At 52.0% G+C, this 11,804-nt stretch carries 11 protein-coding genes and 1 riboswitch; of the genes, 7 read left to right on the top strand and 4 right to left on the bottom strand.

Going from position 1 to position 11,804, the window contains the following annotated elements:
* Positions 1-7: 7 nt before the first annotated feature.
* The gene (gene trmL, locus KD147_RS06535) at positions 8-472 is read right to left on the bottom strand and encodes a tRNA (uridine(34)/cytosine(34)/5-carboxymethylaminomethyluridine(34)-2'-O)-methyltransferase TrmL (protein WP_105200153.1); all 465 of its coding nucleotides are present in this window, start codon (positions 470-472) and stop codon (positions 8-10) included.
* 166 nt (positions 473-638) lie between these two features.
* Positions 639-1,085: an REP-associated tyrosine transposase gene (locus KD147_RS06540; protein ID WP_105214776.1), complete on the bottom strand. Its 447-nt coding sequence runs from the start codon at positions 1,083-1,085 to the stop codon at positions 639-641.
* A gap of 329 nt (positions 1,086-1,414) precedes the next feature.
* Here KD147_RS06540 and KD147_RS06545 point away from each other — a divergent pair, with 329 nt between their 5' ends.
* On the top strand, positions 1,415-2,272 hold the full coding sequence (locus KD147_RS06545; RefSeq protein ID WP_212547354.1) for a cation diffusion facilitator family transporter: 858 nt from the start codon (positions 1,415-1,417) through the stop codon (positions 2,270-2,272).
* A 49-nt stretch (positions 2,273-2,321) separates the two neighbouring features.
* On the opposite strand, the gene KD147_RS06550 is transcribed toward KD147_RS06545, so the two are convergent.
* Positions 2,322-3,161, bottom strand: coding sequence for a 23S rRNA (adenine(2030)-N(6))-methyltransferase RlmJ (locus KD147_RS06550; protein WP_212547274.1), 840 nt, complete (start codon positions 3,159-3,161; stop codon positions 2,322-2,324).
* A gap of 265 nt (positions 3,162-3,426) precedes the next feature.
* Between KD147_RS06550 and zapB the strand changes: the two genes are divergently transcribed.
* Genes zapB through KD147_RS06565 form a run of 3 tightly spaced genes read left to right on the top strand, consistent with a single transcriptional unit; the run spans position 3,427 to position 4,961 of the window.
* Positions 3,427-3,648, top strand: a complete 222-nt coding sequence (zapB, locus tag KD147_RS06555; RefSeq protein ID WP_105200156.1) for a cell division protein ZapB — start codon at positions 3,427-3,429, stop codon at positions 3,646-3,648.
* Positions 3,648-3,938 (top strand): cell division protein ZapA, encoded by a 291-nt coding sequence (locus KD147_RS06560; protein WP_105187888.1) that lies wholly within the window; start codon positions 3,648-3,650, stop codon positions 3,936-3,938. The genes zapB and KD147_RS06560 overlap by 1 nt, the downstream gene beginning before the upstream one ends.
* 36 nt (positions 3,939-3,974) lie before the next feature.
* On the top strand, positions 3,975-4,961 hold the full coding sequence (locus tag KD147_RS06565) for an MBL fold metallo-hydrolase (protein WP_212547275.1): 987 nt from the start codon (positions 3,975-3,977) through the stop codon (positions 4,959-4,961).
* Positions 4,962-5,184: 223 nt separating this feature from the next.
* Here KD147_RS06565 and KD147_RS06570 read toward each other — a convergent pair whose 3' ends face one another.
* Positions 5,185-7,971, bottom strand: a complete 2,787-nt coding sequence (locus KD147_RS06570) for a S9 family peptidase (RefSeq protein ID WP_212547276.1) — start codon at positions 7,969-7,971, stop codon at positions 5,185-5,187.
* Positions 7,972-8,134: 163 nt separating this feature from the next.
* Here KD147_RS06570 and KD147_RS06575 point away from each other — a divergent pair, with 163 nt between their 5' ends.
* The 3 genes from KD147_RS06575 (at position 8,135) to KD147_RS06585 (ending at position 11,802) form a co-directional block, all read left to right on the top strand.
* Positions 8,135-8,578 (top strand): YaiI/YqxD family protein, encoded by a 444-nt coding sequence (locus KD147_RS06575; protein WP_212547277.1) that lies wholly within the window; start codon positions 8,135-8,137, stop codon positions 8,576-8,578.
* Between the two features lie 23 nt (positions 8,579-8,601).
* Positions 8,602-8,719, top strand: a riboswitch (TPP riboswitch).
* 129 nt (positions 8,720-8,848) lie between these two features.
* Positions 8,849-10,798 carry a phosphomethylpyrimidine synthase ThiC gene (gene thiC, locus KD147_RS06580; RefSeq protein WP_212547278.1) on the top strand — a complete coding sequence of 650 codons (1,950 nt, stop codon included), beginning with the start codon at positions 8,849-8,851 and terminating at the stop codon, positions 10,796-10,798.
* Positions 10,798-11,802 (top strand): FAD-dependent oxidoreductase, encoded by a 1,005-nt coding sequence (locus tag KD147_RS06585; RefSeq protein WP_105187883.1) that lies wholly within the window; start codon positions 10,798-10,800, stop codon positions 11,800-11,802. Before thiC ends, KD147_RS06585 begins: the two co-directional genes overlap by 1 nt.
* The last annotated feature ends 2 nt before the right edge of the window (positions 11,803-11,804 follow it).

Raw genomic sequence — 11,804 nt, forward strand, 5'->3', positions numbered from 1 at the left:
GGAAGAGTTAAACGGCACCGGCGAAATCGAGCTGGCGCCAAGATTCAAACACAAACACCGCGACCGCATTGGACAGATTCATGCTGCGGCTATTGGCCTGCATGGGGATGCGCACGCGCTGCTGCTCTGGTAGAGCGGCAATAATGTCATCCGGTAAGCCTCGGGTTTCAGGGCCAAAGAGCAGGGCATCGCCGGCCTGATAGTTCACCTCGTGGTGATACTTCTTGCCCTTGGTGGTGCAGGCAAAGATCCGCTTTGGTTGCTGTGAGTCGATATAGCTTTGCAAATCAGCATGGCGCTGCACCTGAGAAAATTCATGGTAATCCAAACCGGCGCGTTTAATACGTTTGTCATCCCATTCAAAGCCCAGCGGCTCGATTAAATGCAGGCGATACCCGGTATTGGCGCAGAGGCGAATAATGTTGCCGGTATTGGGTGGAATTTCCGGTTGAAATAAGATGATGTCTAGCATGGTGTTTATCGACAATCTAAGGTGCTAAGCCAAAATTGGCGCAAGTATATCAAACTTGGCATTAAGAACGCATCTTTTGTAGGCCAGCCTTTGTCGTTGTAGGTCGGGCTTCACCCCGACAATAGATCGTCATACTTTCTTTGTCGGCGCAGAGCACCGACCTAGATTACAAATAGCGGGAATTCCAAAACGGGTATTGTCCAAGGTTGGAAGCCAGATGTTTACGTAGCGGGTTTGCGGCAATATAGCGAGCAATTTGCAACCTGTCCTCTTCGGCCCTTAATTGACGTTCAAAGTAGCCGGGTTGCCACACTTTGCCTTTACGCGCTAAAAGCGTGTTGATATCGGCCGCGGTGGCTCCCTTTAAACGCCCCACCGCCTCATGCAGGTTATCCTTGTTTAAGCGCAATAAACCATGGAAATGATCTGGCATCAGTACCCAAGTCAGCCAAGTGCAGCGACAAGCAAGCTCATGTTGATGTAAATGCCAGCAGAATAATGTTGCCAGTTCAAAGCGTTGAAAAAATGGAATGCGTTGGTAACAAGTAAAAGTGATGAAGTATTCACCATTAGCCTGACTAAAATGTCCTTTTCGTAAATCATTTAAGCTCATGTCCAGATCCTTGGAAGGCTAAAATTGAATTATAGTTTATATTCCTAAGTTAGGTACTTTGCATCGATAAAGAGAAAGTGGTGATCTATTGTCGGGGTTATCGGCAATGTGCTCCTGCATTGCTCTACTACCGTCATCCCTGGCGGCAAACCCCGACCTACAAGGGCGAAGCCAAAATTAGCCTAAGCATGGCAAACTTGGTTACAATAACGCCCATATAAGTAAATGAATCATAGCGAGTATAATTAGTGGCCAACGCAGCACCAAAACCAAAGACAGGGAAGGGGTATGATTTTTGGGTGCGCTTTGCCAGCGTCAGCACTCTGATTATGGTTAGCGTAATGATTTTCGCTAAGGCCTGGGCCTGGTTGGCATCGGGGTCGGCGGCTATGTTGGGCTCCCTTACCGACTCCTTACTGGATATCAGTGCCACCCTGATGAACTTCTTTGTCCTTAGTTATGCACTAAAGCCCGCCGATGATGACCATAGATTTGGTCATGGTAAGGCAGAAGCCCTGGCTGGCCTTGGCCAATCTGCTTTTATTGCCGGCAGTGGCTGTTTGCTCGCTTTTCATGCCATAGAGCGCATGTTTAATCCGGTCGCCATCACGCATTCTTTGCTTGGTGTCTGGGTGAGTGTGTTTGCAATCTTCTGTACCCTGGTTGTGGTGTTTGTGCAATATCAGGCGCTAAAGCGCACCGAATCCGTGGCTCTTAAGGCCGACTCTTTGCATTACAAGGGTGACTTGTTCCTTAACCTAGCTGTGATGGTGGCATTGTTATTGGCTTATTACGGGGTAAGTGGCGCCGATCCTTATTTCGCCATTTTGGTTGCCGCCTATTTATTGTATAACGCCTGGCAAATTGCCACTGAAAGTGCGGGGCACCTGATGGATAAGGAGCTGCCCGATGAAGAAAAGGCGCATATAGTGGCGGTTGCCTGCGCTCATGAGGCTGTGCACGGTGTGCATGCCCTACGTACCCGCCAAGGCGGTAAGGTGCGTTTTGTCGAGTTTCACTTAGAGTTGGATGACCATATTCCCTTAGTGCAAGCCCATCGCATCGCCGACGAGGTTGAGCTTATGGTAAAGGACGCCTTTAGCCTGCAAAAACATCCCGAGTTCGGCGGGGAGGTGGATGTGTTGATACACCAAGATCCTGTCTCTGCGACGCGCAAGCACCTTTAGCTTTGATTAAATGTCGGCGCGAAGCACCGACCTACTACAAAAGCCTAACTTATTCTTCCACCAATTGTAGGGCGCGGTAAAAGCCACTGCTGTCGCTTAATAAGGTGACCAGCTCGGGCAGCACTTGCTCCATGGTCTGCATCAGGGTGTAAGGCGGGTTGATGGCTATCATGCCGGAGGCGGTCATGCCATGGGTGTCGGTGTCGGCACTGGTGGCCAGTTCGAACAGCTGAATATTCTTAATGCCGCTTTGGGTTAGACGTTGTTCGATACGGTCGATGCGCTCGCGATCCACCACAGGGTACCAAAGCAAATAGGTGCCGCTGCTAAAGCGCTTATGAGCTTTAATAAGGCTGTCGACGGCTTTGTCATAATCGCTTTTAATTTCGTAAGGCGGGTCCATCAGTACGCAGGCGCGACGAGATAAAGGCGGCACCAAGCCGAGTAAACCGCTAAAGCCGTTTTCACCTTTTACTCGCAATGAGCGCTTGCCGGCCATGTTTTTCTCAAGCAAGGCCAAATCCTGCGGGTGCAACTCAAAAAACCAACCCTTGTCTTGCTTGCGCAGGTAATGCTCGGCCACCTTAGGCGAGCCGGGGTAATGGGCTAACGCCGCGCTATTATTCATGCTCTTAATTAAAGCTACATAGTCGCTCAATGCCTCAATATCACCCTGGTAATCCCAAAGCTTGGCAATACCTTCGGCATACTCCTTGGTCTTTTGCATATCGGCGTTGTCGAGGGCAAAAAAGCCCGCACCCGAATGGGTATCGATATAATCAAAAGGCTTGTCTTTTTTCACCATGTGCTTAAGCGACTGAGCCAATACCAGGTGTTTGACGACATCCGCCGGGTTGCCGGCGTGGAAGGAGTGACGATAACTGAGCATAAATAATCCAGACCAAAAAGTTGCGCCGCCATTTTACTCTTTATTGTCAGCGATAAACAGCCGATGATGGCCAATAGCATGCCCAAGACTTGTTTGTATAAAAAGCGCGCTGATAAGTTAAACGCTTGCTGAACCTTGGTCGGTTGAAAATGAACCCGCTGTTAATACTGGAAAAATTTACAGGAATTCGCTTGTAACCCCTAGCATCCCTAGGCAGATTGCTTTACATTTGCACACTCTAATCAACAGTTTAAAGAGCGCATTTATGAATCAAGAAACCCTTTCCCAACTCGAACAACTGGTCGATAAACTAATTGCCCGCAATGCAGAGCTAGGCCAAGAAGTATCGGCGCTGCGTGAAAGCAATGCCAAGTTACAAGACGAAAACGAAACCTTGCAACTTGAAGTGCTTGAAAGCGAAGAAAAGCAAAAAGAAACCAGCACCACATTGAGCTCATTACTTGAGAAGCTGCAAGCGGCGAGCTAATGAGTGACAAAGGGCACAGCGTTAAGGTAAACCTGCTCGGTAAAGAGCATCAGTTTGCTTGTCCCGAGGGGCAAGAGCAGGCGCTGCTTGCTGCGGCCGAAAACTTAAATGCTAACGTAGAGCGAGTGCGTGCGCGCTCGTCAATAAGAAATGATGACAAGGCCCTGCTGCTAGTGGCGCTGACCTTGTCGCATGAACTGCTCGAGGCGAAGGCGCAGTTACATCAGCAGTCTGTGCAGCAGCACGCCCTATGCAATAAGCTTGAGGCTGCCTTGCAGCAAGAAGATTAAGGCGCCCTAAAGCGCCTTTTTTACGGAGACTCAATTATGCGTCAATACCGTCAATGCCTAAGTGCCCTTGTTTTATGTCTGAGTGCGACCGGCCTGCAAGCTCAGCAGAGCTGGCAAACGGTCAGCGAGCATGTGGACTTTATTGAGCAGCCCGCTAAGTTGCGCTTTTATGATTCCAACCAGGTGCTGATCCAAGGGGAGCAGTGTGCGCTGCTGGTCGATGCTCCGGGGGAGTTTACGCAAACGGAAGTATTTATTGCACACCTAAAAGAGCAACTGCGCGTCCCCTTGTGTTATATGCTGGCCTCCCATGCCCATGATGACCACTTGCTTGGTTTAGCCATGGTACAAAAGCATTTTCCCGATGCGCAGCTTATAGTGCACCAATCCCTTGGTGAGAATTTCCACCTGGCCCATGAGCAGTTAAACGAGCGTTTGGATGGCTTTGCCAAAAGTCTGGCCTTGAGCCAACAGCGCATGGAAAGCCTGTCAGAGCTGGAGCAACAACCCTGGCGGGAAAAGATAGCGCGGGCCCAGGCGCGTTTTAAACAGTGGCAGGCGCTGCGCTTTTCATCCCCCGGCAAGGTGATAAGTCAACCAAACGAGCTGGACCTTGGTAAGTTGAAAGTCGAGCTACTGCCTTTTGCCGCGCACACCCAGGGTGATATTGCCGTATTGGTATGGGCCGATAAGTTGCTGGTTGGCGCCGATATGGTCGATACTCTGCCCTATCCGGGCGAGGCCAATTATCAGGCCTGGCTGATGGCCTTGGAGGAGTTATCACACTTGCCCGTGACTCAGGTGCTGCCGGGTCATGGCGGTGTCCTTGCAACGTCCGATTTAACAAAGCCCAAGGCCTGGCTTGAGGCCATAGTGGCTCATGTTAAGGCGAACCCAAGCACCGATGTTGCCACCTTGGTTGAAACCTTTCCCAAGCGGTATCAGCCTCAGGATGATGAGCTGGCACAACGAGCTTATGCCATGTTTTTGGAAGCCGGCATTAAACGCGCGAAACAGCTGTAGGCCGGCCTTCAGGCCGACAATAGGACGCGATTCTTACCATGTCGTTGTAGGTCGGCCTTCAGGCCGACAAAAATGCAAAATTGCTTAGATGTCGGCGCAGAGCACCGACCTACAAATGTGCACGATTCTTACCATGTCGTTGTAGGTCGGCCTTCAGGCCGACAAAAATGCAAAATTGTTTAGATGTCGGCGCGAAGCACCGACCTACAATGTTTTGTCGTTCTTATTCCTCGTAAAAGGGAATGCCTTCTTGCATCCACTGTGGTGCGGCTTTGCCTTTTAGGTGATGGTCAAAGTACTGCATCATGCGAATCGAGAAGTCGACCTGATTCGGGAATTGCTTGAGGTGATGAGGTTCGCCTTCGTATTCCAAGAAGATCACATCCTTACCGGCACGGCGCAGCGCCAGGTAGTATTGAATGCCTTCCTGCCAGGGCACGGCACCGTCTTCATTGCCAAACATCACCATAATAGGGGTGTTCACCTTGTCGGCGAAAAACACCGGTGAGTTTTCAATGTAGAGCTCGGGAGCCTCATACAAGGGCTTACCGATACGGCTTTGACCCGTTTCGTACTGGAACTGGCGAGCCAGACCCGATTTCAAGCGTATGCCGCTGTAGGCCGAGGTCATGTTCGATACCGGGGCGCCAGACACCACGGCCTTAAACATATCCGTTTGCGTAACCATAAAGGCGCTTTGATAACCCGCCCATGAGTGGCCCTGCAAGCCGATGGCATCAGGGTCGGCAACGCCCATATCAATGAGCTTTTGCGCCGCGTTGATCATGGTTTTAGTCGACGAGGGTCCCGGGTGACCTACTTCAAAGCGAATATCCGGCAAGAAGATGGCATAACCATTAGAGGTAAACATGGGGAAGTTGGGTCTGTGATTCAGCTCCATCTTCGGGAAATCGTAGCGACGCTGACTCATATAGCGATAGAAGTAGATGACTACCGGTACTTTTTTGCCCTCGACATAGTCGGCCGGCTTGATCAGTACACCCTGAAGATCTTCACCATCATAGCCTTTATAGCTGACTAGCTCGGGTTTTTTGCCCCATTTAAACTGATCGATTTGCGGGTTGAGGTTAGTGACCTGCTTGGCATTGGCCAGGTCTTTATCGGCTTGCCAGTAATCCGGGAATTGCGAGTAGCTTTGCTGGGTAAACAAATACTTATCGGCGTGTTTGGCTTTTTTCACCAGGTCGAAACGAGCGTCGCCGTCGAGCAAGGTTACTAAAGACTTATCCGTTAGCTTGAGCTGGGCCACTCCCGCTTGCTTGTCTTTTAAATCAAATACGCGCAGCAGCAGAGTTTCATCCGGATTAAACCCGAGCTTGTCACTGTCGAGGTTAATCACGCGATATTGTTTGTTGTTGGCCTTGCCCTGGGTCAGTGCCTGGGCTTCCCCGCTGCGGGTATCAAACGCCCAAATATCATGCTTGGAGTTAATTAACACCTTGGAGCCGTCTCGGTACCAGCCGGCGACACCATAATCGCTGACAGGAGACGGGTAGTCGTGTTGATCATCGGCAAAGATGGCATTAATGGCCTTGCTTAGGGGGCGGACCTTGTTGCTGCCCAGGTCTTTTAATTGCCAGACACCCTTGTCAAAGAAGACCGCATACTTGCCCGTGGGCGACAGGCTGGGGCGATGGGGATGCTCGGCCACAATCAGTTGCTTGTTACCGGTTAGTACATCGACCGCATAGTAGTCGCTATAGAAGCCCTTGTAGGTGATTTGTGACAGGTAATCCTGATTGTTGTAACCAAGCAGGTGATCGGCCTTTTTATTTAGGTTGAGCTCGGGAACCTGGGCATCCGCGAGCTGTACCACCTTATTGCCATCAAGGTGATATACCGCCTGATAATGACGGTGCTTATTCTCTTCACCCCATTGTTGCTCTTCGCGAGGTTTGATTTCAGCGTCTTGATGGTGCCATAGATTAAGCTTGGCCTGGGCCATAATGGTGTCGTAATCACGCAGTGACTCGACGTCTTGATACTTTAGCTCTTTGGGTTTGGCGGCAAGGGTAGGACGGGCGGTGAAATACAAGCGTTCGCCATCTTCAGACCAGCTCAACGTGCCTTTTTTACCCGCCTGCCATTGGCTATCCAGGTCCTGTAATTTGTTTTGCTCAACATGCCAAAGCATGGTGCGATAGTCGCGGCGACGCTGGTCATCATTCACATAGTTGCCGACATTAAAGGCCACTAGGTTTTGCATTGGATGCCAGTCGATGGTGCTTAAGGTCACACCCGGCTCATCGATAAGCACATGGCGTTGGCCGCTGTTTAAGTCCAGGTAACTGATCTCGTTTTCGCTGCCGTCTTTACTTTGCGTATTGAACAGCAAGCCAGCGCCTGTGTGGCTAAAGGCGAATTTGAGCACTGCGTCCTGGCTGCTGCTGACACCCGAGCTCAAGTCCACAACAACCAGCTCTAAGACCTTGTCTTTTTTATCGGCCTTAATGGCGTCTTCGGTTTTGCCTGAGCTTTCTGCACCGTTTGCTGGTGCATCAGTTTCTTCGCCTTTATCGTTCGCTTTGTTTTCTTCTTGCTCATGGCGATAGGCAAGCCAGCGACCATCGTCGGAGATTTGATAGTCTTTCACCGCAGCAAACTCTTGTTGCTCACCGCTTTGGGTATTGACCAATACGAGTGTGTTTTTTAGTTTTTTCTTGGCTTTTTTATCTGCGGTTTCTTTCTCTAACAGGGAAGGAACTTGCAAAAACGCGGCCCACTGGCTGTTTTTATTGATGCTGGCCTGGGTGCCGCGCTCAACGCTGGCAAGCAAGGTGTTGCTCTCAAGGTCATACACCAGACCCTGGGCGTCGCCGCGATAGGGCGTAGCGCTAAAGGCCAGTACCTTGCCTTGCTCACCCAGCACGGTGGCTTTGGGGTATTTAAAATCAAAGACATCGCTAAATTCGAGTGCCTCTTGGGCATAAACTTGGGTGCCAAGCGTCGCGAACAGCGCAGCGCTGAGTACTGTCAGTGCAGGTTTCATAACAATTCATTCCTGTATCGTTTTTTGCCCATTGTAAGCGCTTAAATGTGCAGCGCGACTAAATTCGATAAGCCGTCCGTTATTGCCGTTGAATCGCACCTTGGCGGTTTTTCTTCGACCTAACCCCGCGTATACTGATGTTTTCCTTTAGCAGATCATGATTATGAGTATTTGGGTTGATGCCGATGCCTGCCCGGTGGCCATTCGCGAGATAATTTGCCGCGCCGCGGTGCGCACCAAAACCAAGGTGGTGTTTGTTGCCAATCAGTATATTCGCCTGCCGGCCTCGGAGTATTTACGCATGCAGCAGGTGATGCCAGGCTTTGATGTGGCCGACAACGAAATTGTGAAGCAGGTGCAAAGCGGTGAGCTGGTGATCACCAGTGATATTCCCCTCGCTTCGGAGGTGATCGATAAGGGCGCACTGGCACTGAATACCCGCGGCGAGCTCTATACCAAGGAAAATATCAGGTCACGCCTGAATATGCGCGACTTTATGGATACCCTGCGCAGCAGCGGTATTCAAACCGGTGGTCAGGCGCCGTTGAGTGCCCAGGATAAACAACAATTTGCCAATCATCTCGATCGCTGGCTTGCGCAGCGGTGAGTTTCTAGGCTAGACTGCGCGGCGAACACTTGTCGGAGTGCCCTAACTTACCATTAGGTATCAAGGGGCTGAGATCGCAATTGCGGGATCCGTTAACCTGATCAGGCTCATACCTGCGTAGGGAACAAGCTTGCCTCGGCACGCTTGTGCTAACTTGGCACAAGTTCGGCCCAGCCTAAGCGGCGCGTATGCGCACGGACCAAAGGCACAGACCAGCAAGGTCTTTGCACCTCCAGACAAGACACACTCAACCAATTAATGAGAAGCGTCATGTCAGAATCGAACAAACCAAGTCGTCGTCAAAACCGCGAAGCGGCGTCGCACTATATTCATAACCTTACCGGTCAACCCTTTCCAAATTCGCAAAAAGTCTATGTTGAAGGCACCTTGCCCGGCGTGCGCGTGGGCATGCGCGAGATTGCCCTGAGCGACAGCTTTGTCGGTGGCACCGAAGACAACCCCATCTATGAAAAAAATGCCCCTATCCGCGTCTACGACACCTCGGGCCCATACACGGATCCCGACTTTGAGCTCAATGTACGCAAGGGTTTACCTAAGTTTCGTCAGGCCTGGATAGAAGGGCGTGACGACACCGAGTTACTAGAGAGCAAAAGTTCACAGTTTGCCCAGCAACGTATGGCCGATGAAGGCCTGGATCATATTCGCTTTGAGCACTTGCCCCAGATCCGCCGTGCTAAAGCCGGTAAAAACGTGACGCAAATGCATTATGCGCGTCAGGGCATAATTACCCCGGAGATGGAATACATTGCCATTCGCGAAAACATGGGCCGTGCCGAGGTACGTGAGCAATTACTTAAGGAACAGCACCCGGGCCAGTCTTTTGGTGCCAGCATTCCCGAGTTTATTACGCCTGAGTTTGTGCGCGACGAGGTTGCCCGTGGCCGCGCGGTGATCCCTAACAATATAAACCACCCGGAATCCGAGCCGATGATCATTGGCCGTAACTTCCTGGTCAAGGTCAACGCCAATATCGGTAACTCGTCGGTGACTTCGTCCATTGAGGAAGAGGTAGAAAAAACCGTATGGTCGACGCGCTGGGGTGCTGACACCATAATGGATCTATCCACCGGTCGTTATATTCACGAAACCCGCGAATGGGTGATTCGTAATTCACCGGTACCGGTGGGCACAGTGCCCATTTATCAGGCGCTGGAAAAGGTTAATGGTGTCGCCGAGGACCTGACCTGGGAAATCTTCCGCGATACCCTAATTGAGCAGGCGGAGCAGGGGGTGGATTACTTTACCATCCACGCCGGTGTGTTACTGCGTTATGTGCCTATGACCGCTAAGCGGGTAACCGGCATCGTCTCGCGCGGTGGCTCTATTATGGCTAAATGGTGTCTGGCGCATCATAAGGAAAACTTCCTCTACACCCACTTTGAAGAGATCTGTGAAATCCTCAAGCAGTACGATATCTGCTTCTCCCTGGGCGATGGTCTGCGTCCAGGCTCGATTGCCGATGCCAATGACGAAGCCCAGTTTAGCGAGTTGCGCACCCTGGGCGAGCTGACAAAAATTGCCTGGCAGCACGATGTGCAGGTGTTTATCGAAGGCCCGGGTCATGTACCCATGCATATGATCAAGGCCAATATGGACGAGCAGCTGGAACATTGTGGCGAGGCGCCGTTCTACACTTTGGGGCCGCTGACCACGGATATCGCCCCGGGTTATGATCATTTCACTTCGGGTATCGGTGCGGCGCAAATCGCCTGGTACGGCTGTGCCATGCTCTGCTATGTGACGCCAAAAGAGCACCTGGGTCTGCCCAATAAGGAAGACGTAAAAGAAGGTTTGATCACCTACAAGATAGCCGCCCACGCGGCGGACTTGGCCAAGGGTCATCCTGGCGCCCAAGAGCGCGATAACGCTCTGTCTAAGGCGCGCTTTGAGTTCCGCTGGTTGGATCAATTCAACCTGGGTCTCGACCCGGATCGTGCCCGTGAGTATCACGATGAAACCCTGCCGCAGGAATCCGGCAAGGTGGCGCATTTTTGCTCCATGTGCGGACCTAAATTTTGCTCCATGAAGATCACCCAGGAAGTGCGTGACTATGCCAAGGACTTAGAAGCCAAGGGCATAGACCCGAATAATTTGGGCGAGGAAATCAGTATTCGCATGGTTGATGTGGAGTCTGAGATGAAGGCCAAGTCTGCGGAGTTTAAGGCCGCCGGCAGCGAGCTTTACCACAAGGCCTATTAATGGGTAGAAAAATAGCCATAGTGGGCTTTGGCTTGTGCGGTCGGGTGGCCGCACTCTTGCTGGCCAAGCATTATCAGCTCGAAGTCTTTGACAGCGGTGACGCCGAGGGCAGTGGCAGTGCCGGTCCGGTGGCCGCCGCCATGCTCGCGCCCTTGGCCGAGTCGGTGCTGTGCGAGCAGGATTTGGCCGAGCAGGGGCTGGAGTCTCTGGCGATATGGCCGCAATTGCTGGCGCTGCTCGACACTCAGGTGCATTTTCAGCGCCAAGGCACTGTGGTTGTCGCCCATGCCCAGGATCAGGGTGCGATGGCGCATTTTCAAAAGCAGCTGAAGCCCTTGGCCGGTTATGCGCCGGAGCAGTTAAGCGCGGCGCGCCTGCGCCAGTTGGAGCCGGAGCTGGCGGGGCGTTTTGGCGGCGGGCTTTACCTGCCCAGTGAGGGGCAGTTAGATAACCTCGGCTTTTTCCACCATAGCTATGCGCGTTTAAAAAATGCCGGAGTGCGTTTTCACTTTCATACCCAGGTGCAGCCGCTGGAGCTGGCCCAGCAGGACTATCTGGCGGTGCTTGATTGTCGCGGCATGGGCGCCAAGGGCGATCTGCCCTTGCGTGGTGTCCGAGGCGAGGTGGCTCGGGTAGTGGCTCCCGAGGTTTTCCTGCAGCGCCCGGTGCGCCTGATGCATCCGCGTTACCCCATTTATATTGCTCCGAAACCGGGCAATCGTTATGTCATAGGTGCCACGGAAATCGAATCTCAGGATCAGCGCCCAGTCACGGTGCGCAGTGGTTTGGAGCTATTGAGTGCCGCGTTTAGCGTACACAGTGGTTTTGCCGAGGCTCATATTGAGGCCTTGCAGGTGGGCTTGCGTCCAGCACTGATGGATAACCGCCCCAGCGTCAGTCGCCAGGGCAAGGTGATCAGTATCAACGGCTTGTACCGCCACGGTTATATGCTGGCTCCCGCCGTGGTGCGCTCGGCTTTGACCGAGTTTAATACCGCATTTTAAGG

Source organism: Pseudoalteromonas sp. BDTF-M6, assembly GCF_018334135.1.
Classification (GTDB): domain Bacteria; phylum Pseudomonadota; class Gammaproteobacteria; order Enterobacterales; family Alteromonadaceae; genus Pseudoalteromonas.